This is a genomic window from Pyxidicoccus sp. M6, assembly GCF_055568925.1.
Map to the genome: position 1 here is coordinate 6,080,054 of NZ_CM145714.1, position 21,227 is coordinate 6,101,280.

At 69.0% G+C, this 21,227-nt stretch carries 21 protein-coding genes and 1 tRNA gene; 17 read left to right on the plus strand and 5 right to left on the minus strand.

Going from position 1 to position 21,227, the window contains the following annotated elements:
* Positions 1-101: 101 nt before the first annotated feature.
* Positions 102-175 (plus strand) — tRNA-Arg (locus tag ACVTJA_RS24355).
* 58 nt (positions 176-233) lie between these two features.
* Here the strand turns inward: ACVTJA_RS24355 and ACVTJA_RS24360 are convergent.
* Together ACVTJA_RS24360 and ACVTJA_RS24365 are read right to left on the minus strand one after the other, a co-directional pair.
* Positions 234-695, minus strand: coding sequence for a hypothetical protein (locus ACVTJA_RS24360; RefSeq protein WP_465839570.1), 462 nt, complete (start codon positions 693-695; stop codon positions 234-236).
* A 176-nt stretch (positions 696-871) separates the two neighbouring features.
* Complete coding sequence (locus ACVTJA_RS24365) at positions 872-1,219, minus strand: hypothetical protein (protein WP_465839571.1); 348 nt, start codon at positions 1,217-1,219, stop codon at positions 872-874.
* Positions 1,220-1,294: 75 nt separating this feature from the next.
* On the opposite strand from ACVTJA_RS24365, the gene ACVTJA_RS24370 reads away from it, so the two are divergent.
* The gene (locus tag ACVTJA_RS24370) at positions 1,295-1,444 is read left to right on the plus strand and encodes a hypothetical protein (RefSeq protein ID WP_465839572.1); all 150 of its coding nucleotides are present in this window, start codon (positions 1,295-1,297) and stop codon (positions 1,442-1,444) included.
* 52 nt (positions 1,445-1,496) lie between these two features.
* Here the strand turns inward: ACVTJA_RS24370 and ACVTJA_RS24375 are convergent, their stop codons facing one another.
* The gene (locus ACVTJA_RS24375; protein WP_465839574.1) at positions 1,497-3,650 is read right to left on the minus strand and encodes an ATP-binding protein; all 2,154 of its coding nucleotides are present in this window, start codon (positions 3,648-3,650) and stop codon (positions 1,497-1,499) included.
* Between the two features lie 321 nt (positions 3,651-3,971).
* On the opposite strand from ACVTJA_RS24375, the gene ACVTJA_RS24380 reads away from it, so the two are divergent.
* The 6 genes from ACVTJA_RS24380 to ACVTJA_RS24405 all read left to right on the plus strand — a co-directional run bounded on the left by ACVTJA_RS24380 (position 3,972) and on the right by ACVTJA_RS24405 (position 9,321).
* The gene (locus ACVTJA_RS24380; RefSeq protein ID WP_465840511.1) at positions 3,972-5,240 is read left to right on the plus strand and encodes a CCA tRNA nucleotidyltransferase; all 1,269 of its coding nucleotides are present in this window, start codon (positions 3,972-3,974) and stop codon (positions 5,238-5,240) included.
* Positions 5,241-5,396: 156 nt separating this feature from the next.
* Positions 5,397-6,443, plus strand: a complete 1,047-nt coding sequence (gene mnmA, locus ACVTJA_RS24385) for a tRNA 2-thiouridine(34) synthase MnmA (protein ID WP_465839576.1) — start codon at positions 5,397-5,399, stop codon at positions 6,441-6,443.
* Positions 6,444-6,472: 29 nt separating this feature from the next.
* Positions 6,473-7,249 (plus strand): hypothetical protein, encoded by a 777-nt coding sequence (locus tag ACVTJA_RS24390; RefSeq protein ID WP_465839578.1) that lies wholly within the window; start codon positions 6,473-6,475, stop codon positions 7,247-7,249.
* A 226-nt stretch (positions 7,250-7,475) separates the two neighbouring features.
* Positions 7,476-7,859 (plus strand): integration host factor subunit beta, encoded by a 384-nt coding sequence (locus tag ACVTJA_RS24395; RefSeq protein ID WP_465839580.1) that lies wholly within the window; start codon positions 7,476-7,478, stop codon positions 7,857-7,859.
* A 136-nt stretch (positions 7,860-7,995) separates the two neighbouring features.
* Positions 7,996-8,931: an SPOR domain-containing protein gene (locus tag ACVTJA_RS24400; RefSeq protein WP_465839581.1), complete on the plus strand. Its 936-nt coding sequence runs from the start codon at positions 7,996-7,998 to the stop codon at positions 8,929-8,931.
* 27 nt (positions 8,932-8,958) lie between these two features.
* Positions 8,959-9,321, plus strand: coding sequence for a cupin domain-containing protein (locus tag ACVTJA_RS24405; protein ID WP_465839582.1), 363 nt, complete (start codon positions 8,959-8,961; stop codon positions 9,319-9,321).
* A gap of 38 nt (positions 9,322-9,359) precedes the next feature.
* Here the strand turns inward: ACVTJA_RS24405 and ACVTJA_RS24410 are convergent, their stop codons facing one another.
* Entirely contained in the window at positions 9,360-9,983 is a 624-nt protein-coding gene (locus ACVTJA_RS24410; protein WP_465839584.1) for a hypothetical protein, read from the minus strand.
* A 93-nt stretch (positions 9,984-10,076) separates the two neighbouring features.
* On the opposite strand from ACVTJA_RS24410, the gene ACVTJA_RS24415 reads away from it, so the two are divergent.
* The 9 genes from ACVTJA_RS24415 (at position 10,077) to ACVTJA_RS24455 (ending at position 19,699) form a co-directional block, all read left to right on the plus strand.
* Positions 10,077-10,256, plus strand: coding sequence for a ribbon-helix-helix domain-containing protein (locus ACVTJA_RS24415; protein WP_465839585.1), 180 nt, complete (start codon positions 10,077-10,079; stop codon positions 10,254-10,256).
* A 14-nt stretch (positions 10,257-10,270) separates the two neighbouring features.
* Entirely contained in the window at positions 10,271-11,239 is a 969-nt protein-coding gene (locus tag ACVTJA_RS24420) for a UDP-glucuronic acid decarboxylase family protein (RefSeq protein WP_465839587.1), read from the plus strand.
* A 69-nt stretch (positions 11,240-11,308) separates the two neighbouring features.
* Positions 11,309-12,253: an NAD-dependent epimerase/dehydratase family protein gene (locus tag ACVTJA_RS24425; protein WP_465839589.1), complete on the plus strand. Its 945-nt coding sequence runs from the start codon at positions 11,309-11,311 to the stop codon at positions 12,251-12,253.
* Positions 12,254-12,533: 280 nt separating this feature from the next.
* Positions 12,534-14,345: a translation elongation factor 4 gene (gene lepA, locus ACVTJA_RS24430; protein ID WP_465839590.1), complete on the plus strand. Its 1,812-nt coding sequence runs from the start codon at positions 12,534-12,536 to the stop codon at positions 14,343-14,345.
* Positions 14,346-14,348: 3 nt separating this feature from the next.
* Positions 14,349-15,605: a signal peptidase I gene (gene lepB, locus ACVTJA_RS24435; RefSeq protein ID WP_465839591.1), complete on the plus strand. Its 1,257-nt coding sequence runs from the start codon at positions 14,349-14,351 to the stop codon at positions 15,603-15,605.
* Positions 15,606-15,690: 85 nt separating this feature from the next.
* On the plus strand, positions 15,691-16,584 hold the full coding sequence (locus tag ACVTJA_RS24440; RefSeq protein WP_465839592.1) for an aspartate carbamoyltransferase catalytic subunit: 894 nt from the start codon (positions 15,691-15,693) through the stop codon (positions 16,582-16,584).
* Positions 16,581-17,894: a dihydroorotase gene (locus tag ACVTJA_RS24445; RefSeq protein WP_465839593.1), complete on the plus strand. Its 1,314-nt coding sequence runs from the start codon at positions 16,581-16,583 to the stop codon at positions 17,892-17,894. Before ACVTJA_RS24440 ends, ACVTJA_RS24445 begins: the two co-directional genes overlap by 4 nt.
* Entirely contained in the window at positions 17,894-19,018 is a 1,125-nt protein-coding gene (gene carA, locus ACVTJA_RS24450) for a glutamine-hydrolyzing carbamoyl-phosphate synthase small subunit (RefSeq protein ID WP_465839594.1), read from the plus strand. The genes ACVTJA_RS24445 and carA overlap by 1 nt, the downstream gene beginning before the upstream one ends.
* A 15-nt stretch (positions 19,019-19,033) precedes the next feature.
* Positions 19,034-19,699 (plus strand): DUF7986 domain-containing protein, encoded by a 666-nt coding sequence (locus ACVTJA_RS24455; protein WP_465839595.1) that lies wholly within the window; start codon positions 19,034-19,036, stop codon positions 19,697-19,699.
* Between the two features lie 30 nt (positions 19,700-19,729).
* On the opposite strand, the gene pyk is transcribed toward ACVTJA_RS24455, so the two are convergent.
* The gene (pyk, locus tag ACVTJA_RS24460; RefSeq protein ID WP_465839597.1) at positions 19,730-21,130 is read right to left on the minus strand and encodes a pyruvate kinase; all 1,401 of its coding nucleotides are present in this window, start codon (positions 21,128-21,130) and stop codon (positions 19,730-19,732) included.
* Between the last annotated feature and the right edge of the window lie 97 nt (positions 21,131-21,227).

Sequence of the window (21,227 nt, forward strand, 5' to 3'; positions counted from 1 at the left end):
CGGGTAGCTGTCAGGAGGACGCTCGAATCACAGTCCGTGCAGGAGCGGGCTTCGAGTTCGTTGCGCGCCCGGGGCCGCTTGCTGTAAACCGCCCCGCAGCCGACCCCGTAGCTCAGTTGGATAGAGCGGCGGTTTCCTAAACCGCAGGCCACAGGTTCGATTCCTGTCGGGGTCACTCGCCCTGCTTCCCAAGCACTGGAAGCAGGGCTTTTTTCTGTCCGGTTGCCCTGGCTTTAGAGGGGGGCCTCACCCGCCGTGGGCGTTGCCTCGTCCTGCGTCACCTGGGAGTTCAGGGTCCAGCTCAAGGAGTAACGCGAGCCGAGCAGGCGGTAGGTGGCGCGTTTGCCGCAGCCCGTGACGCCCGCCGTGTACTTGTCAATCCGCTTCGTGTCGAGCTGCGCCCTCGGACAGCCCAGATCGAACTCCGCGCGAGCCTTCACGTCGGGCACCCAGGAGCACTGCCCCATGATGCAGCGCAGCTCATAGGTGCCCACGGCACCGCAGCCGCTCAGTTGGTACTGGTTCTCACCGAGATAGGTGGGTACCAGCTCCTCGGAACAGTTGAGGTCCTGAGCGGCGAGCTTCTCCAGGTTCGCATAGCGCTTGGAGTTCATGGACGGTCCCATCTTGGAGAAGTCCACCTTGGAGTTGCTCCGGCTCCCGCCACAACCCGTCACCAGGAATGCCAGACCCAATCCAGCCCACCATCGAGAAAGACTCATGGGCATTTGTCTAGCACGTCCCTGTCCACTCCGGTCCGCCCCAGCGGATGGCGCTTCACGGCACCAGCCTTCTTCTGCGAATGCCAGGCTTGGAGTGGCACGCGGAGGGCGGTGGCATTTACGCCCAGCACCTGCCTGGATGGGCCGCGTCAACGCTTGCAGGCCGCGTCGCGCAATCGCTCCGAATGCCTCTGCATCTCCTGGAAGCGCTTGTGCGCCTCGGTCGCTTCATCGAGGGCCCTGGAGAGGGCTTTCGCCGCATCGCGCGTCTTGTCCTCGACGTCGTCCAGGTCGAGCTTCTCAGCCTCCTTGCGTGCCTCGGACGTGCGGTCCTGCGAAGCCTTCAGCGTGGCGATGAGGTCCTCCGAGGCGTCCGCCCGGCGTTCGTACTCCTTGGCATCCTGCGTGTGCTGGCGGCATTCGTCGGAGGTGGCCTGGCCCGCGAAGGGGAGCGTGAGCGCGAGGGACAGGGTGATGGTCGAGGCGAAGCGATGCATGACGACCCCTTTCGATGATGTGCGAGGCTGGCGGTGCCAGCGCGGTATCTCACGAGGACGAAAGGACGGGGAGTCATGAAGGTTATTCTCTTCGGCGCGACGGGCATGGTCGGACAAGGCGTCCTGCGCGAGTGTCTTCTCGCCCCGGACGTGGAACAGGTCCTCACCGTCGGGCGCAGGGCATCAGGCCAGCAGCACGAGAAGCTGCGTGAGCTCGTTGCGTGACTCGGACATCAACGCGCTGGTGCCCACGAAGGGCCGTTGATGGCCCTCTGCCTCACGCACGCCACATCAGCGCGGGGTCGCTCGAGTTGACCGGCGCCGGCGCCGGTGCCGGTGCCGGCTCCCGGCGGACCGAAGTCCGGCAGCGGATTTCCGCGGCCCGCGCGCTCGCGGCCTCCGCGTGCCGGCCCGCCGCCGCCAGAATCGCCGCCGCTCGCGCGTGGTGCTCCGCGGCCTCCTCCGTGAGCATCAACTCCTCGTCCGCCTGCGCGGCCGCGTACAGGTAGGGCAGGGCCCGCATCTCCTGGCCCGCCTCCATCCAGTGGTGCGCGAGCAGGTTCGCGGGCGCACCGTCGCGCTCGAACACCACCGCGAGCCGGCCGTGCAGGAAGCGCGCGGCGGACCTGCCAACCGTCGCCTGCACCGCCTCCTGTACCAGGTCGTGGCTGAACCGGTCGCCCACCAGAATCTGCGCGGCCTCCAACTCACACAGCGCCGCGTGAATCGCCGCCGCTCCCACCTCGAGGGCTTCGGGCACGAGCGCCGTCCGGAAGCGCGCACCCGCCCTCGCCGCGAGCTGCGCAATCTGTAGCGCCAGCGGTGTCAGTCGCTCCAATCGCCGCTGGATGAGTGGACCCACCCGGCCCGGCGGCGGCAGCCGGTGCGGCCAGTCCTTGTGTAGCGAGTCCGTCTCGATGAGGTGCTTGAGCGTCTCGACGATGTACAGCGGGTTCCCGCCCGTGTACCGCGTCAGCGCCTCCGCGTGGGACGAGGCGCCGGGCAGGTCCAGGCTGTCCAGCAACTGGCGCACGCCGTCCGCGGACAGCGGGCCCAGGTCGATGACTCGCGCCACGCCCGCGTCCACCAGCTTGCGCACGTTGGCCTCCGAGTACGCGGGCAGCTCGCCCCGGCGGTAGCAGTCGATGAAGCAGGGCAGCGGCCGGGTGCGGGTCCTCGGGTCCAATATCCGCGTGAAGGCATGGGTGAACAGCCGCGCGCTCGCCACGTCCCAGTACTGCACGTCATCCGCGATGACCACGCGCTCCCTTTCGAGCAGCAGGAACATCGTCTCCGCATGGGCCTCGAAGAAGCGCAGCTCGTCGGCCTCGGAGAGCAGGGGCGGCGCCGCGCGTCCATCACCGAGCTCGGGCATGAGGCGCGCCATCTCCACGCGCAGCCGGTCCGGCAGCTTCACGTCCGGGTGCCGCTCGAGCTGTTTCCGGTAGGCCCGTGCCTGCGAGGCATAGGGCACGTCCTGGTCCCCGGGCCGCGCCTCGCCGCGGAACCATGGGCCCTTCGTGCTCGCGAACTCCTCGACGAGCCGCGACTTGCCGGTGCCCGGGTCTCCCACGATGAAGATGAGCTGCCCGGCCTCGAAGCCTTCTTCGAGCTGCCGCCAGGCCTCCTCGCGCCCCGCGAGCACCGGCGGACGCAGCACCGTCAACGGCAGTTGCGGATGGGCTACCGGCGAAGGGTGGGGGACCTGGGTGCCTTTTTCAATCTGCCGCACCAGCGCGAGCGTGTCCGGCATCGGCGAGACGCCCAGGTCGTGGGACAGCGTCGTGCGCAGGCGCTCGAAGGCGGACAGTGCCGCGCCCCGGTCTCCCTGGAGGTAGTGCAGGCGGATGAGGTGACGGCCGGCCTGCTCGGACTCGGGCTCGTGTTGCACCCACGCCTGTGCGAGCGCGAGCGCGGGCGCCCATTCTCCCGCCGCCATGTGGCGTTGAATCTCCGCCTCGCGGGCCGTGCGAATCCAGCCCTCCACCGCGGCGCGCGCACCGTCCAGCCACCGCGCCAGCTCATCGCAGTCATCGAAGTCGAAGCCGGCGAGCAGCGGTCCTTCGCCTCCACTCCGCAGCGCCTCGAGGACGCCCGTGTGGGCGTGGGCGACGGCCGCGCGCTTCAGGCTCGCGACGTCCAGCGACAGCCGGGGTGAGAGGAGGAGGCGCTCGGAGTCGGACTCCACCAACTCCACACCGCCGCAGGCCAGGCGCAGGCGGCGCAGGAGCTGGCGCATGTTGTTGCGCACGGTCGCGGGCGGTGAGTCCGGCCACAGCAGGCTGGCAATGGGGAACTTGGGCGACGGGCCTTCCAGCCCCAGATAGGCCAGCAGCGCCGCCGCCCGCCGCTCCAACCGCAAACGCTGTCCCTCGGGTCCCTGCAAACAGGCGAGTCCCAATACCTGGGCGTGCCACTCCGACTGGCTCAACGCTCACCTTCCTTGATGAGAACTCCGCGCCAGACACGCGACGCCTTGCAGCCTGACATCAACGGTGGACCACGGGTTCCATTGCTTTCTTCTTGAACGGTATCCGCGCGCGGATGTCTCGGCGTCTCCGCGGTCACGCTCCCATCACCCTGACCGCGCCAAGGCTCTCCTTGCCAGACACTCCGGGTCTGGGAGTCGGCACATGGCCTGTCATTTCATGGGGTGCCGCTCGAAGTTCCATGCCGGCCTCTGGACGCAATTGTGTGGAGGGCGGGGCGCGCGCTTGGATTGCGCGAGCTCCGCCGCTACAACGTGGAGTCGATGATTGCCAACCTCCACAACGCAGACATCCCCAAGCCCGTCCTGGAAGTCATCTCGCGGCTGCGAGAGCTGGGACATGCCGTTTACCTCGTGGGCGGCTGCGTCCGGGACATGGTGCGCAAGGTCCACCCGAAGGACTTCGACGTGGCCACCAGCGCGCTGCCCGAGGAGGTTCAGCGCGCCTTCCGCAAGGTCATCCCCACCGGCATCCAGCACGGCACCGTCACCGTCGTGCAGGGTGGCACCCATGTGGAAGTCACGACATTCCGCTCGGAGGGGGACTACCTAGACGGCCGGCGCCCCAGCTCGGTCGCCTTCGAGCGCGACATCGTCAAGGACCTGAGCCGCCGCGACTTCACCATCAACGCCATGGCGTACAACCCGTTGGACCGCGAGCTGGTGGACCCCTTCGGCGGACAGTCAGACCTCCAGGCCCATGTCATCCGCTGCGTGGGCTCCGCGCAGGAGCGCTTCTCCGAGGACGGCCTGCGCCCCCTGCGCGCGGTGCGCTTCGCCGCGGTGCTCGGCTTCACGCTGGAGCCCGCCACCCGCGATGCGATTCCCGCCACGCTCGGCGTCTTCCGCAAGGTGGCGCTGGAGCGCGTGCGCGAGGAGCTGGTGAAGACGCTCATGTCCCCGCGCGCCGAGTCCGGCATGGTGTTGCTCGCGGACACGGGCCTCTTGGACGTGTTCCTCCCCGAAGTGGCCCGCGCGGACCCGGAGGCCGCCCGCCTGGCGCGCGCCGCCGTGCAGAACGCGCCCGTCGTGGTGGAGGTGCGCGTGGCCGCGCTGCTCGCGGACCTCGTGAACCGCACCCAGGCTCGCGACATCTGCCTGCGCCTGAAGTTCCCCAACAAGACGGCCGACCACGTCGCGCAGCTCGTGGAGCACGCGAAGGTGGAGGAGCGCGTCGCGGACACGGACCCCGCGCTGCGCAGGCTGCTGGCCCGGCTGGGACTGCCCCTGGTCCCGCACCTGATTGACGTGGCCCGCGCCCGCGTTGGCGTGCGTGCGCCGGAGCGCGTCTCCGAGCTGGAGGCCCTCTTCGACCGGGTCGAGGCGCTCGCGGATGCGAAGCCTCCGCTGAGCCCGAAGGAGCTGGCGCTCACCGGCGGCGACATCATGGCCACCCTGGGCGTGGGGCCTTCGCCCATCGTCGGCGAGGCCACGCGGTTCCTCATGGAGTCCGTGCTCGATGACCCGGGCCTCAACACGAAGGAGATGCTGACGGCCCGGCTGAAGGAGTGGCACACGCGCGCCGCGCGGTGAGCCCGTGGATGCCGGCAGGGCAGGGGAGCGGGCCTTCCGCCCCATGCCTCCCCGGGTGCGCCGTGGCTGTTCATCCCCTGGCGCATGTCGGGAAAGGGCCCTTCCGGGCGTCCTCCCGCGTGCGCCGGAGCGCCCGGGCGTGTAGGAAGGAGCACCATGCGAGTCGTCGTAGCCATGAGCGGCGGGGTGGATTCCTCGGCCGCGGCCGCCCTGCTCAAGGAGCAGGGCCATGAGGTCATCGGCATCACCCTGCGCGTCTGGTCCTACGAGGGCAAGGCGACGTGCGGGAGCTGCTGCAGCCCGGACGACATCGATGACGCCCGGGCCGTGGCGCAGACGCTGGGGATTCCCTTCTACGTGGCCAACGCGGAGGAGATCTTCCAGGACCGGGTCATCAACCCGTTCGTCCAGTCCTACCTCGGGGGCCGTACGCCCATCCCCTGCGTCGCCTGCAACCGCGACGTGAAGTTCAACTTCCTGCTCAAGCGCGCCCGCGCGCTCGGCGCCCGACTGGCCACCGGCCACTACGCCCGCGTGGAGGAGGTGGACGGCCGCTACGTCCTGCGCCGCGCCGTCGACGCCGCGAAGGACCAGAGCTACTTCCTCTTCACGCTCGGCCAGGACGAGCTGCGCGACATCATCTTCCCCGTGGGCCACATGACGAAGGCCGAGGTGCGCGCCGTCGCCGAGCGCCATGGGCTCGTCACCAGCCAGAAGCCGGAGAGCATGGAGATCTGCTTCGTGCCCGACGGCGACTACGCCGGCTTCGTGGAGAAGGTCGCCGGGCCCCAGCCCGCGGGCGAAATCGTCGACACCGAGGGCAACGTGCTCGGCACGCACCAGGGCATCCACCGCTTCACCGTGGGCCAGCGCAAGGGGCTCAACCTCGGTGGTGGCGAGATCCGCTATGTGCAGCGCCTGGAGCCGGAGACCCACCGCGTCGTCGTGGGCTCCGCGGAAGGGACGGGCCGTGACAACTTCGGCCTCCTCCAGCCGCACTGGGTGGACGGGCCGCCGCCTCCCGAGCAGTCCGTGCAGGTGCGCATCCGCCACCGTCACGCGGGCGCTCCGGGGCGCGTGCACGTGTCGCCGCATGGGCTCGTCTCCGTGAAGCTGGACGAGCCCGCGCGCGCCGTCACGCCGGGACAGGCCGCGGTGGTCTACCATCAGGACCGCGTGCTCGGCGGTGGTTGGATCGTCTGACCCGCGCGCGGACAGGGGAGGGACCGGACATGGCGCAGCGCCTCATCGGTGTTCTGCTCGTGGTGGCCACCCTCGTCGCCGGGTGCAAGGAGCGCTCGGACAAGCCGATTGCCGGGCTGCTGGCGGCGGGCGCTCCGGTGCTGCGCACGGTGGGGAAGGAGAAGCTCCCCGTCGCGGTGGGCGCGCAGCTCCTCCCGGATGAGCAGCTCACCGCCACGGGCCCCGCGGTGCTGGAGTACTTCGGCGGCGGCCTGCACTTCCTGGAGGAAGGCGACACGCTGGAGGTGGGCGACGCGGACGAGGCGAAGCTGCACGGCGTCAACCTGCCGTCCCGTCGCTGGGAGTCGGGGCAGGTGCACGAGGCGCCCCGCACGATGCGCCTCGTCGCCGCGCGTTACACCGACGTGCGGGTGACGCCCGAGTCGTCAGCGCAACAGGATGGCTCCTACAGCTCGGCGCAGTATTTCGTGGCCTTCTTCACGCCCAACGGGCTGAGCAGGCTGGGCTCCGACACCGCGAAGCCGGACGGGCCGAGCCGGCCGCTGCCGCCGCCGCCCTTCCGACCGAAGGTGCCCTTCATCCACGCGGGCGCCCTGGGCGAAGGGGGCCTCGTGGCCACCGTGGAGGATGGCTTCGTCGTGGCGGAGACGGATGACCTCGCCACCGCCGTGCTGCTGGAGGACCGCGAGATTCCGTTGGGTCGCACCGTGCGGCTCGTGGTGCCGGACGGCGCGGAGGTGGTGCTGCGTTCGGCGGATGGTCAGAAGACGGAGGTGGAGGGGCCGGCGGACCTCCGCCTGCGGTAGGGCTCCCGAAGTCGGACTTCGCGGACGGGCGGCGGACCTCTGCCTGCGCCAGGCCATCCGCCCCCTCCTCACGGAGGGGGCGCGTGGAGGCCCGGCTTTCCAGTCCGAGCGGCGATGGCCCCCATGACGCGGGCCGCGCCCCGGTGACTTCGCCCTGGAGGGAGGGTGGTTTGTCCTCGCGGGGCAGGACTCTGTAGAGTCGCGCCTCCCTCCAAAGAGGTGTGCGATGACGAGGAGTGAGCTCATCGAGCGCATCGTGGCGCGTGCCCCTCACGTCCCCCGGCGTGAGGTGGAGGCCATCGTCCATGCTGTCTTCGATTGCATGTGCGAGGCGCTCGTCGCCGGCAAACGCATCGAGCTGCGCGGCTTCGGCGTCTTCTCCATCCGCACCCGCCGCGCGCGCACCGGCCGCAACCCGAAGACGGGGCAGAGCGTCTCCGTGCCCGAGCGCCGGACGCTGTCCTTCGCCGCTGGCAAGGAGCTGCGCGAGCGCCTCAACGCGCCCGCCGTGGCCACGGCCGCGGCGCCGGTGCCGCTCACTCCGGCCGCGGAAGCCTCCGCGCCGCTCGCTCCTCCGCCGTCGGCACCGCCCGCGTTCGCCACGGGTTGACAGCGCCAGCGCCTTGCGCTTTCCGCGAATTTGACCGGCCCGGAGGTGGGGCGTACCTTGCCCTCCATGCCGACGCTACAGGAAGCAACACGGACTCGTGTGGCCCGCAGCGTCCGCGCCCGAGGATTTCCAAGCCATGCGTGACGCCCACCGGATGAAGGAGAAGTTCGACGTCTCTCTGGACAACCGGCAGATCGTCAGCCTGCTGATTGCCGGCATCGTCGTCATGGGCGCCGTCTTCGTGCTCGGCGTCGTCGTCGGCAAGAAGCTTGCGGGCAACGCCCAGACGGCCACCGCGCCCGACCTGCTCTCCGCGCTCGACGCCAACGCGCAGGCGCTCCAGGACGTGCAGCAGCGCGACGCGCAGCTCACCTTCCAGGACGAGCTGACGAAGAAGGCCGCCTCGGAGCCCGCGGCGATTGCCGCCGCGCCGAAGCCCACGCCCAAGCCCGCCGCCGCGAAGCCGGCCGAGGCCGCGGAGAAGCCCGCCGCCGAGCGCCCGAAGCTCGCCCCCACGCCCGATCCGGACACGGGCGAGCTGCCCCCGGAGGAGCCCGAGGAGCCCCAGAAGGTGGTCGCCGCCGAGCCTCCCTCCGAGGCCGCCGAGAAGCCCGCCGCCGTGGCCCAGAAGCCGGAGGCCGCGAAGGCCACCGAGCCCGCCGCCAAGGTGGAGCCCGCGAAGGCCGAGGTCGCCAAGGCCGACGTCAAGGCGGTGCCGGTGTCTGGCAAGGTGGAAGCCGCGGCGGTGCCCACGCGGACCACGAACAAGGAGGGTGGGGGTCTGAAGGAGGCCATCGCACGCGCGGCCCAGCCGCCCGCCCAGGCCGTGAAGGGGGGCGCCTTCACCCTCCAGCTCTCTGCCTTCCAGGACCGCCAGGAGGCCGACCGCTTCGCCGCCCGGTTGCGCGACAGAGGCTATGCCCCCTATATCCTGGCGGCCGAGGTGCCCGGCAAGGGCACGTGGTACCGCGTCCGCATGGGGAGCTTCGCGACCCGGGATGCGGCCAGCCGGTATCTGGCAGACTTCAAGCGTGAGACCTCGCTCGACGCGTTCGTGGCCGGCACGAACTAGGGCGGGGTGAGAGAGACGGTAGCAATCATGACGACGACGAGGCGGGTGGAGAAGCCCTGGGGTCACGAGCTCATCTGGGCCCACACCGAGCGGTACGTGGGCAAGCTGCTGCACGTGAAGCAGGGCCACAAGCTCAGCCTGCAGTTCCACAACAAGAAGGACGAGACCATCCACGTCCAGAGCGGGAAGCTGCTCTTCGTCGTCGACGAGGGCCAGGGGCTCATCGAGAAGGAGATGAACCCCGGCGAGAGCTACCACATCAAGCCGCTGATGAAGCACCGCATGGTGGCGCTGACCGATTGCGACATCCTCGAGGTCAGCACCCCGGAGCTGGACGACGTCGTGCGGCTCGAGGATGCGTACGGCCGCACCGGCACCAGCAAACCGTAGTAGCCAATCGGCGCTGAGCGGCGAGCGCGGCCGGCGACCTACTCGCTGGCCGCGTTGTTGGGATTACGGGTCCACTTGTCCACCGTCCCGTCCCCATCCAGGTCCTCGCCGATGCGGTCCACCTGGCCGTTCTCCCAGTACTCCCAGTAGTCCACCTTCCCGTCGGCGTTGGTGTCGCGCTCCTTCCGCACCAGCGCGCCGCGCTCGTAGAAGGTGAAGCTGTCCGGACGGCCGTCGCCGTTGACGTCGCGCTCGCGGCGCGTGTTGACGCCCTTCTCGAAGAAGTACGTGGCGTCCACCTTGCCGTCGTAGTCGAGGTCCAGCGTCTCGCGCGTCTGCTCACCGCTGGCGTCGAAGTAGCGCGTGAGGTCCACGCGGCCGTCCCAGTTGAGGTCCAGCTCCTGGCGCACCTTGCGGTCGTCGCCGGCGTTGGCGTCCTTCACCGTGTACGTCCACACGTCCGGCTTGCCGTCGCCGTTGACGTCCTGCTCCTGCACCCGCTCGTCACCCGAGCGCTCCGGTTGAATCGCCTCCGGCTGCGCGCGCGCCGCCCCGGCCTCCTGCCCCTCCGCCCCGCGCTCCGCCGCCTTGCCGCCCGCGCAACTTGTCAAGGCACCCATGGCGAGAAAACCCAGGAAAATCAAATGCTTGCTTTGTGACATGCGAGACTCCGAGGTGTCGAAGCGGCGGGGCCACGCCGTGTGCACGAGAGGCTTTCGCGCGACACGTCACTTCATATATTTTCACATATCGCCATGGCCCGAAAGAAAGTCAGCACCACCATCTACATCACTCCGGAGCAGAACGAGCTCCTCAAGGCGCTGAACCAGAAGACGAAGGTGCCCGTGGCCGAGTACATCCGCCAGGGCATCGACCTGGTGCTCGAGAAGTACAAGGCCCAGCTCCCGGGTCAGGCGACCTTCGACGAGCTGTGAGAGAGAGGCGTGACGTGAAGAGCTTTCGTGGAAAGCGGGTGGTGGTGCTCGGCGGCGCGGGCTTCGTGGGTTCGCATCTGTGTGAGCGGCTGCTGGATGACGGCGCGGCGTCCGTGGTGGCGGTGGACAACCTCATCACCGGCAACGAGCAGAACCTCGTCACGCTCAAGCCGCGCTCCGGCTTCGAGTTCGTGAAGGCGGACATCGTCGAGGGCATTCCGGTGCAGGGCCCCATCGACTACGTGTTCAACATGGCGTCGCCCGCGTCGCCCATCGACTACGCGGAGCTGCCGATTGAAACGCTGCGCGTGGGCTCCCTCGGCACGGAGAACGGGCTGAAGCTGGCGGAGAAGCACAAGGCCATCTTCCTCATGGCCTCCACCTCCGAGGTGTACGGAGATCCGCTCGTGCACCCGCAGCGCGAGGACTACTGGGGCAACGTGAATCCCATCGGTCCGCGCTCGGTGTACGACGAGGCCAAGCGCTACGCGGAGGCCATCACCGCCGCCTACGGCCGCAGCCGCGGCGTGCAGGTGCGCATCGTCCGCATCTTCAACACCTACGGCCCGCGCATGCGCCTCAACGACGGTCGCGTGGTGCCCGCCTTCGTGGGCCAGGCGCTCAAGGGCGAGGACTTCACCGTCTTCGGCGACGGCAGCCAGACGCGCTCGTTCTGCTACGTGAAGGACCTGGTGGACGGGCTGGTGCGGCTGATGCTGTCGGACGAGCCCAACCCGGTGAACATCGGCAACCCGCGCGAGATGACCATCCGCCAGTTCGCCGAGGCCGTGCGCGCGGCGGCCGGCGGCGGCGGGAAGATCATCGAGAAGCCGCTGCCCAAGGATGATCCGAAGCAGCGCCAGCCGGACATCACCCGCGCCCGCACCCTGTTGGGCTGGGAACCGAAGGTCCCCCTGGAGGAAGGTCTGAAGGAGACCATCGCCTGGTTCCGAGAGGTTGCCGGGCGCCCTCAGTCGGCCTAGTTTCGCGGCGTCAATGGCATTGAAGACCTGTAGGCATTTCGGCCACACGGACGGGTGGCGGGAGGCAGCGTGAAAGTCCTGGTTACGGGTGGTGCGGGCTTCATCGGTTCGCACGTATGCGACGAGTTCCTGCGTGGCGGGCACGAGGTCATCGCCCTGGATGACCTGTCTGGCGGCAAGCGGGAGAACCTGGACCCGCGCGTGCGCCTGGCCGTGCATGACATCCGCAGCCGCGAGGCCGCGGAGCTCATCAAGGCCGAGAAGCCGCAGGTCCTCTGTCACCTGGCCGCGCAGATGGACGTGCGCCGCAGCGTGGACGACCCGGGCTTCGACGCGGATGTGAACATCCGCGGCATGCTCAACCTGCTGGAGGCCGCGCGCGTCTCCGGGGTGAAGAAGGTCATCTTCAGCTCCACGGGCGGCGCCATCTACGGCGAGCAGGACGTGTTCCCCGCGCCGGAGAACCACCCGACGCGGCCGGTGTCGCCGTACGGCGTCTCCAAGGCGGCTGGCGAGCTGTACCTCGGCTACTTCCGGGCGCAGTACGGCCTGCCGTACGTCGCCCTGCGGTACGCCAACGTGTACGGCCCGCGGCAGAACCCGCACGGCGAGGCGGGCGTGGTGGCCATCTTCAGCCAGCGGCTGATCGCCGGTCAGGGCTGCACCATCTTCGGCGAGGGCAAGCAGACGCGCGACTTCGTCTTCGGTCCGGACGTGGCTCGTGCCAACCGGCTCGCCTTCGAGAAGGACTACGTGGGCGCCATCAACATCGGCACCGGAGTGGAGACGGACATCAACCGCCTCTTCGAGCTGCTGGCCGAGGCCGCCGGCTCCAAGGCCACCGCGGCGCACGCCCCGGGCAAGCCCGGCGAGCAGCTGCGCTCCTGCATCGACAACTCGCTGGCGAAGAAGGTGCTCGGCTGGGAGCCCACCGTGGACCTTCGCGAGGGCCTGGGCCGCACCATCGCCTTCTTCCGTGAGAAGGCGGGCGCGCCCAGCCGCGCCCACGGCTGAGAAGGCGTCTCGGGCAGCATGCCGCCGCGTGCGCCTGGCCCGTGAAGGGGCCGGGGGCGCGCGGGCCCGGCCAATGTCGAGAAGAAAGCCCCCCGCCAGGGTGCCCGCTCCGTGACGGAGCCGTGGCCGGGCGGGGGAGGGGCCTCCCGGGCGGAGGCAACAGGCTCCCGGGAACAAACGTGCTCCCCCGGAGGGTTGCTCGTCTGGCGGACGGTCGCGCTTGGATTTTCGCGCGGTTCGGTGTTACTCACGCCCGCTTCTTCCGACGAGCGCCCCGAACATGCCGGCTGAAAACGCGCACATCCGCAACTTCTGCATCATCGCCCATATCGACCATGGAAAGTCGACGCTGGCTGATCGTCTCCTCGACAAGACGGGGACGTTGAGCAAGCGCGAGGCGCAGGCCCAGTTCCTCGACAACATGGACATCGAGCGCGAACGGGGCATCACCATCAAGGCCCAGTCCGTGCGGATGAACTACACCGCCAAGGACGGCAAGCAGTACGTCCTCAACCTCATCGACACGCCTGGACACGTCGACTTCGCGTACGAAGTCAGCCGCAGCCTCGCCGCATGCGAGGGCGCGCTGCTGGTGGTGGACGCGTCGCAGGGCGTGGAGGCGCAGACGCTCGCCAACGTCTACATGGCGTTGGACCACGACCTCGAAATCATCCCGGTCATCAACAAGATCGACCTGCCCAGCGCGGACGTGGCGCGCACGCGCACGGAGATTGAAGACGTCATCGGCATCGACGCGTCCATCGCGGTGCCGGCCTCCGCGAAGGAGGGCATCGGCATCGAGGAGATCCTCGAGTCGGTGGTGCAGCGCGTGCCGCCCCCGAGCGGCTCGCCGGACGCGCCGCTCAAGGCCCTCATCTTCGACTCCTGGTACGACAACTACCGGGGCGTGGTGACGCTGGTGCGCGTGCTCGAGGGCACGCTCAAGCTCAAGCAGAAGATCAAGCTGTGGAGCAACAACAAGGTCTTCGAGGTGCAGGAGCTGGGCGTGTTCAGCCCCTTCTCCCGCCCCGTGCAGCAGCTCATGGCTGGTGAGGTGGGCGTCCTCGTGGCCAACATCAAGGAGCTGCCGGACGCCAAGGTGGGCGACACCGTCACCGAGGAGGCCCGCCCCACGGACGCGCCGTTCCCCGGCTTCCAGGAAGTGAAGCCCATGGTGTTCTCGGGCATCTTCCCGGTGGACTCCGCCGAGTACGAGAACCTGCGCGACGCGCTGGCGAAGCTGAAGCTCAACGACTCCGCCTTCACCTACGAGCCCGAGTCGTCCACCGCGCTCGGCTTCGGCTTCCGCTGCGGCTACCTGGGCCTCTTGCACATGGAGATCGTCCAGGAGCGCCTGGAGCGCGAGTACAACCTGGACCTCATCACCACCGCGCCCAGCGTGGTGTACCGCATCACCAGCAGCAAGGGTGAGGTGATGCTGGTGGACAACCCGGCCAAGCTGCCGCCGGTGCAGAACATCGAGAAGTTCGAGGAGCCCATCCTCACCTGCCACATCCACGTCCCCAACGACCACCTGGGCGCCATCCTCAAGCTGTGCCAGGAGCGCCGCGGCGTGCAGAAGGACATGAAGTACCTGGGCAGCAGCGGCCAGCGCGTGCAGGTGACGTACGAGATGCCGCTCGCCGAGGTGGTGTTCGACTTCTTCGACAAGCTCAAGAGCGTGTCGCGCGGCTACGCCAGCCTCGACTACGAGCTGTCCGGCTACGCGGAGGCCGATCTGGCGCGCCTGGACATCCTCATCAACGGCGACCCGGTGGATGCCCTCAGCGTCATCGTGCACCGCGAGCGCGCGTACCTGCGCGGCCGCGAGGTGTGCCAGAAGCTGAAGGAAGTGATTCCGAAGCAGATGTACGAGGTGGCCATCCAGGCGGCCATTGGCGCGAAGATCATCGCTCGTGAGACCATCTCCGCCATGCGCAAGAACGTGCTCGCCAAGTGCTACGGCGGCGATATCAGCCGCAAGCGCAAGCTCCTGGAGAAGCAGAAGGAGGGCAAGAAGCGTATGAAGCAGGTGGGCACGGTGGAGATTCCACAGGAAGCCTTCCTCGCGGTCCTCAAGACGGAGCAGTAGCCCATGAACGCGGCCAGTCCCTCCGCAACCCCTCCCGTGAAGCTCGCCGAGGCGATGGCCGCCCGCCGCACGCCGGAGCAGCTGCGCGCCCGCCGTGTGCTGATGTGGCGCGAGCTGCTCACCAGCCTGTGGGCCCCGCTGTGCATCATCGGCCTGGCCTTCGTGCCCTACACCATCCTCATCGAGTTCTCGCCCGCCGCGGCCGCGTGGGCCCAGCCGCTCATGAAGGGGCTGGGGTTGTTGATGGTGGCCTACTTCTTCGCCCTGCTGGTGTGGCGCAACGTCTCCCCGAAGGAGAAGGCGCTGCGCGGGCTGCGGCACGAGGCGCACGAGCTCATCTCGGAGAACGAGCGCATCCTCGCGAAGCCGCACGTGCGCGAGAAGCTGGGCCCGCAGGTGTACGAGCGAATCACGGAGCAGGCGCTGCGCGTGGAGACGGCCTCCATCGCCGGTGACGCGGAGCGGATGCGCCAGGAGCTCAAGGGGCTGGAGGAGCTGACGGCGCAGCACCTGGGCGCGTGGCGCAAGCAGTCCGCCATGGACTTCATCGGCGGCTTCGGCAAGGCGCTGCTGATTGCCCTGGTCATCCGCACCTTCATCGTGGAGCCGTACCGGATTCCGTCCGGCTCCATGCTCCCCACGCTGCAGATTGGCGACCAGGTCTTCGTCAACAAGTTCATCTACGGCGTGCGGGTTCCCTTCATCAACAAGGTGCCGTTCGTCATCGTCCGGCCCCCGACGCGCGGGGACGTCATCGTCTTCAACAACCCCGTGGACGAGACGAAGGACTACATCAAGCGCGTGGTGGGCATCCCCGGGGACACCGTGGAGGTCATCGACGGCGTCATCCACCTCAACGGCCAGCCGCAGGCGCGCACGGCCGTGTCCACCGACTACGTCGTCCACAACATCACCGACGACGGCCGCTGGTATGACCAGTCCGAGGCGCTGTTCGAGGAAAACCTGTCCGGGGTGACGCACTCCGCGCTGCAGACGCTGTCGCAGATGCCCGCGCGCGAGGGCCCGTACACCGTGCCCGCGGGCCACGTCTTCGTCATGGGCGACAACCGCGACAACAGCGCGGACAGCCGCCACGGCCTCGGCGTCACCGGCCGCGGCAAGGTGGAGTACGTGCCCTACGGCCACATCAAGGGCAAGGCCATGGTGGTGTGGCTGTCGCTGGGCTTCGAGGGCCTGTTCCACGGCTTCTTCGGCGGCACCGGCCTGCGGGTGGACCGCTTCTTCGAGCCGGTTCGCTGACGCACATGGCGGGGGCAGGCGACCCGGCGCGCTTCGCACGGTGCTTGACGCAGCGTGCGGCGCGGGGTACGCGGCGCCCCCGGCCATGAGACACCTCCTCGGAATCGAAGGCTGGCGCCGGGACGAGCTGGAGACACTGCTCGATCGCGCGAAAGCGCACCTGCCCGGCGAACCGGATACGACGCACATCCTGCGTGGGAAGGTGGTGGCGAACCTCTTCTTCGAGGACTCCACCCGCACCCGCACCTCGTTCCACATGGCCGCCAAGGGCCTGGGCGCGAGCGTGATGAACTGGACCCAGACGGGCTCCTCCGTCTCCAAGGGCGAGACGCTGCTGGACACCGCGCGCAACATCGAGGCGACGGGTGTGGCGGCCATCGTCATGCGGCACAAGTCCTCGGGCGCGCCGCACCTGGTGGCGAAGCACGTGCGCTGCGCCGTCATCAACGCGGGCGACGGCACGCACGAGCACCCCTCACAGGCGCTGCTGGACGCCTTCACGCTCCGCCGCCGCTGGGGCTCGCTGGACGGGCGCACGGTGCTCATCCTCGGTGACGTCATGCACAGCCGGGTGGCGCGCTCGAACCTGCTGTGCCTCAAGGCGCTGGGCGCGCGGGTGGTGCTGTGCGCGCCGCCCACGCTGATGCCGCCGGGCATGGAGGCGACGGGCGCGGAGGTGACGCACAACCTGGACGCGGCGCTGCCTCAGGCGGACGCGGTCATGTGCCTGCGCCTGCAGTTGGAGCGGCAGACGGAGAACTTCCTGCCCTCGCTTCGCGAGTACTCGCGCCTGTTCGGCCTCAACGCGGCCCGCGAGGAGCGGATGAAGGAGGGCGCGCTGGTGATGCACCCCGGCCCCATCAACCGAGGCGTGGAGATTGCGCCCGCGGTGGCGGACGGGCCCCGCAGCGTCATCCTGGAGCAGGTGTCCAACGGCGTGGCCGTGCGGCGGGCCATCCTGGAGGTGTGCGCGTCATGAGCTCCACGGTGCTCTTCCGGCGGGGGCGGGTCATCGACCCGCGCAATGGTGTGGATGGTGTGCGCGACGTGCTCGTGCGCGACGGCAAGGTGGCGGAGGTGTCCGAGGCGCCGCTGCCCGTGCCCTCGGGCGCCGAGGTCGTCGAGGCCAGCGGCAAGTGGGTGCTGCCGGGCTTCATCGACCTGCACGTCCACCTGCGCGAGCCGGGCGAGGAGGGGAAGGAGACGGTCCTCACAGGCTGCCGCGCGGCGGTGGCGGGCGGCTTCACCGCGGTGGTGGCCATGCCCAACACCAAGGTGGTCAACGACAACGGCATGGTGACGGAGCTGGTGCTCTCGCGCGCTCGCGCGGCGAACCTCTGCCACGTGTACCCGGCCGGCGCGATTACGAAGGGCCTCAAGGGCGAGGAGATGGCGGAGATGGGCGAGCTGGTCTCCGCCGGCTGCGTCGCCATCACCGATGACGGGCGCCCCGTCATGAACGCGGCGCTGATGCGGCGCGCGCTCCAGTACTCCACCCAGTTCGACGTCCCCATCATGGTGCACGAGGAGGACCTCACGCTGTCCGCCGGCGGCGCCATGCACGAGGGCCCCACGTCCACGCGGCTGGGCCTGCGCGGCATCCCCGCCTCGGCGGAGGTGGCCATGGTGGCTCGAGATCTGGTGCTCCTGGAGGAGACGGGCGCCCGGCTGCACCTGGCCCACGTGTCCTGCGAGGGCAGCGTGCGCCTCATCCGCGAGGCGAAGCGGCGCGGCCTGCGCGTCACCTCGGAAGTGACGCCGCACCACCTCATCCTGGATGACCGGGCGGTGGGCGACTACGACACCCACGCGAAGATGGCGCCGCCGCTGCGCTCGAATCGCGACGTGGAGGCCCTGCGCGAGGCCATCGCCGACGGCACGGTGGAGGCCATCGCCACGGACCACGCGCCGCACGGCGTGCTGGACAAGCTGGTGGAGTTCGAGAAGGGCATCAACGGCATCATCGGCCTGGAGACGGCCTTCAGCCTGACGATGGAGCTGGTGCACGCGGGTGCGCTCACCGCGAAGCGGGCGGTGGAGCTCCTGACGCACGGGCCGGCGAAGGCATTCGGCCTGCCGGGCGGTCACCTGGCTCCCGGGGCTCCGGCGGACGTCGCGGTGGTGGCCCCCGAAGAGGAGTGGACGGTGGACGCCCACCGGTTCTATTCCCGCAGCCGGAATACGCCCTTCCATGGACGGAAGCAGAAGGGTCGTGTCGTGCAGACATGGGTGGGGGGACGGAAGGTCTTCGAGAACGGCCAGGTTGGCCCGAGCAAGGAGTCGCGGTGATGACGAAGAAAGCAGTGCTCGCGCTGGCGGATGGCACCACCTTCGAGGGCCGGGCCTTTGGCGCGGCCGGCGAGACGGTGGGTGAGGTGGTCTTCAACACGACCATGTACGGCTACCAGGAGGTCCTCACGGATCCCTCCTACGTGGGCCAGATTGTCACCATGGCGTACCCGGAGATTGGCAACGTCGGCGCCACTCCGCAGGACGAGGAGGGCTCGCGGGTCCACGCGGTGGGCATGGTGGTGCGCGCGCTGACGGAGCAGCCGTCCAACTGGCGCGCGAAGGAGTCCCTGGACGCGTACCTGAAGCGCAACAACGTCGCGGGCATCGAGGGCATCGACACCCGCCGCCTCGTGCGCCACCTGCGCACCTACGGCGCGCAGATGGGCGTCATCTCCAGCGAGAATGTGTCCACCCAGGCCCTGGTGGAGCGCGCCCGCACCGCACGCGGCATGGAGGGCCTGGACCTGGCCACCGGCGTGTCGACGAAGACGCCGTACACCTTCACCACGCCGTCGCCGGATGTGTTCACCGGCGTCGGTGAGAAGGTGCCGGAGAAGGAGCTCCGCTTCGACGTCGTCGCCTACGACTACGGCCTGAAGAAGTCCATGCTCCACTTCCTGGTGGACCAGGGCTGCCGGGTGACGGTGGTGCCCTCCAACACCACGGCGGAGGAAGTCCTGGCGCGCAAGCCGCACGGCGTCTTCCTGGCCAACGGCCCCGGTGACCCGGCGGCGGTGAAGGGCGCGGACCGCACCGTGGCGGCGCTCCTGGGCAAGGTGCCGGTGTTCGGTATCTGCCTCGGGCACCAGATCATGGCGTTGGCGTTGGGCGGCCGGACGTACAAGATGAAGTTCGGACACCGCGGTGGAAACCAGCCCGTGAAGGACCTGACGACCGGCAAGGTGGAAATCACCGCGCAGAACCACGGCTTCGCCGTGGACGACGCCAGCCTCAAGGGCCTGGCCGTCGTGACGCACATCAACCTCAACGATGGCACGGTGGAGGGCCTGGCCGTCCCGGATGCACGGGCCTTCAGCGTGCAGTACCACCCCGAGGCCTCGCCCGGGCCTCACGACGCGCGCTATCTCTTCGGCCGGTTCGCGAAGATGATGGCGGGGTAGAATGGCGCACCTTCTATGGAATCGCCGCTGTCACCGCTCTCGTATCAGCCGTACCTGGACCAGCTCATCGCCTTCGGCAGCCAGGAGGTCCGCAAGGAGGACCTCCTCGCCGCCAAGGCGGAGTACTTCCGCCTGACGGGAGAGGTCTTCGAGGACGACAAGATGTTCGAGCTGAGGATGGCGTCCTTCCTCGACTACTACCTCTACGACCGCGTCTCGCCGCTCACCGGCAAGACGCCGGCCGCCGAGCTTTATGAACAGCGGCTGGCCAACGCTCCGCCGGAAGAGGCCAACGCCTTCCGCAGCTTCACGGAGACGGTCCACGGCCTCTTCGAGGTCCGCAAGCTGGGCAAGGGCGAGGTCCGCCTGCGCGAGCTGTACTCCGGCAAGGACTTCGACGTGACGGAGCGCCGCCACATCGCCGGCCTGGAGACGGGGGACATCATCGAGGCCCGTCTCATCCCCTTCGGCGGGCACCTGCTGTTCTCCTCCGCCTTCTGCTACCACCCGCGCGTGGCCGTGAAGCCCATCAAGGCCGAGGTGAAGCGCCGCAAGAAGAAGGAGCCGACGCGCACGCCCAACGAGCTCGTCTGGGAGTGCGCCCGCCGCGCCCTCAACGTGGAGCGCTACCGCCAGCTCCCCGTCGAGAAGCTCTACGACTTCGAGCAGAAGGTGCTGTGAAGGCTCGGGGAGGGCTCGCCCTCCCCGTGTCTAGACGCGGTGGATGCTCATCAGGTTGGTGTTGCCGGGCACGTTGAGCGGTACGCCGGCCACCACCACCACGGGCGTGCCCGGCTTGCAGATGCTCTCCTCGCGGCACAGCGTGCGCACCTGCTTGAGCATGGCGTCCGTGTTGTTCACCCGGCCCACCTGGAGCCCCGTCACACCCCAGTAGAGCGCCATCCGGTTCACCGTGTCCTCGCTCGGCGTGAGGGCGATGATGCGCGCGTGGGGCCGGAACTCGGAGATGAGTCGCGCGGTGTGGCCGCTCTCCGTGTAGGCGACAATCGTCTCGATTTCGAGCTGCGCCGTCGCCGCCACGGCCGCCGCCGCCACGCCCGTACCGATGTCCTCCGAGCGCTCGAAGGGGGAGTGGTGCTGATGGCGGTGCACCCCGCGCTCCGTCTCCTCGACGATGCGGGCCATGGTGGCCGCGGCCTCCACGGGGAAGCGGCCCGCCGCTGTTTCGCCCGACAGCATGACGGCGTCCGCCCCGTCCAGAATCGCGTTGGCCACGTCGGACACCTCGGCGCGCGTGGGCCTCGGGTTGCCCACCATGCTCTCCAGCATCTCCGTGGCGACGATGACGAGGCCGCCCTTGCGGTTCACCTCGCGCACCATGCGCTTCTGGATGGCGGGGAGCTGCTCCAGCGGCATCTCCACGCCCAGGTCGCCACGGGCCACCATGATGCCGTCCGCCGCGTCGGCGATGGCGTCGAGCTGCTCCACCGCCTGGGGCTTTTCAATCTTGGCGATGAGCGGCGTGCGGTTCTTCTTCACGTGCTCGCGAGCCTTGTGGATGTCCGCCGCGGAGCGCACGAAGGACAGGGCCACGTAGTCCACGCCCACCTCCTGGCCGAAGGCCAGGTCCACCACGTCCTTGCGGGTAATCGTGGGCACGGACATGGGCGAGCCGGGAAGGTTCAGCCCCTTCTTGTCCTTCAGCAGCCCACCCACCTCCACCTTGCAGGTGACGTCCTGCCCCTGGACCTTCAGCACCCGCAGTCGCACCCGGCCGTCATCCAGGAGGATGGGGTCGCCGCGCACCACGTCCTTCACCAGCGACTTGATGGGTGTGGGGATGATGGAGCCATGGCCCATGACGGCGCGCGTCGTCACCGTCACCGTCTGGCCGGCCTTCACCACGAGCTGTCCGTCCTCGAACTTCCCCAGGCGGATCTTGGGCCCCTGGATGTCCTGGAGGATGGCCACCGGAATGCCCAGGCGCTTCGAGGCCTTGCGGATGGTGGCCACCCGCTGGCGGTGCTCGTCGTGCGTCCCGTGGGAGAAGTTCAACCGCGCCACGTTCATGCCCGCCCGGATGAGCCCCTCGATGACCTCCGGTGAGTCCGACGACGGCCCCAGCGTGCAGATGATCTTCGCCTTGCGCATATGCGCGGGCATCCTAGGCGCCTGGGAGGCCGGCTTGACAGCCTCACGCTCGCGGGACAATTCTTCCGCCACACGCGAGGCACCCACCGCAAGGCGG

Bases quoted from the DNA above. Each gene is read 5' to 3' on its own strand.
- ACVTJA_RS24365 (WP_465839571.1), bottom strand. From the start codon at position 1,219: ATGCATCGCTTCGCCTCGACCATCACCCTGTCCCTCGCGCTCACGCTC.
- ACVTJA_RS24370 (WP_465839572.1), top strand. From the start codon at position 1,295: ATGAAGGTTATTCTCTTCGGCGCGACGGGCATGGTCGGACAAGGCGTC.
- ACVTJA_RS24380 (WP_465840511.1), top strand. From the start codon at position 3,972: ATGATTGCCAACCTCCACAACGCAGACATCCCCAAGCCCGTCCTGGAA.
- mnmA (WP_465839576.1), top strand. From the start codon at position 5,397: ATGCGAGTCGTCGTAGCCATGAGCGGCGGGGTGGATTCCTCGGCCGCG.
- ACVTJA_RS24390 (WP_465839578.1), top strand. From the start codon at position 6,473: ATGGCGCAGCGCCTCATCGGTGTTCTGCTCGTGGTGGCCACCCTCGTC.
- ACVTJA_RS24395 (WP_465839580.1), top strand. From the start codon at position 7,476: ATGACGAGGAGTGAGCTCATCGAGCGCATCGTGGCGCGTGCCCCTCAC.
- ACVTJA_RS24400 (WP_465839581.1), top strand. From the start codon at position 7,996: ATGCGTGACGCCCACCGGATGAAGGAGAAGTTCGACGTCTCTCTGGAC.
- ACVTJA_RS24405 (WP_465839582.1), top strand. From the start codon at position 8,959: ATGACGACGACGAGGCGGGTGGAGAAGCCCTGGGGTCACGAGCTCATC.
- ACVTJA_RS24410 (WP_465839584.1), bottom strand. From the start codon at position 9,983: ATGTCACAAAGCAAGCATTTGATTTTCCTGGGTTTTCTCGCCATGGGT.
- ACVTJA_RS24415 (WP_465839585.1), top strand. From the start codon at position 10,077: ATGGCCCGAAAGAAAGTCAGCACCACCATCTACATCACTCCGGAGCAG.
- lepA (WP_465839590.1), top strand. From the start codon at position 12,534: ATGCCGGCTGAAAACGCGCACATCCGCAACTTCTGCATCATCGCCCAT.
- lepB (WP_465839591.1), top strand. From the start codon at position 14,349: ATGAACGCGGCCAGTCCCTCCGCAACCCCTCCCGTGAAGCTCGCCGAG.
- ACVTJA_RS24440 (WP_465839592.1), top strand. From the start codon at position 15,691: ATGAGACACCTCCTCGGAATCGAAGGCTGGCGCCGGGACGAGCTGGAG.
- ACVTJA_RS24445 (WP_465839593.1), top strand. From the start codon at position 16,581: ATGAGCTCCACGGTGCTCTTCCGGCGGGGGCGGGTCATCGACCCGCGC.
- carA (WP_465839594.1), top strand. From the start codon at position 17,894: ATGACGAAGAAAGCAGTGCTCGCGCTGGCGGATGGCACCACCTTCGAG.
- ACVTJA_RS24455 (WP_465839595.1), top strand. From the start codon at position 19,034: ATGGAATCGCCGCTGTCACCGCTCTCGTATCAGCCGTACCTGGACCAG.
- pyk (WP_465839597.1), bottom strand. From the start codon at position 21,130: ATGCGCAAGGCGAAGATCATCTGCACGCTGGGGCCGTCGTCGGACTCA.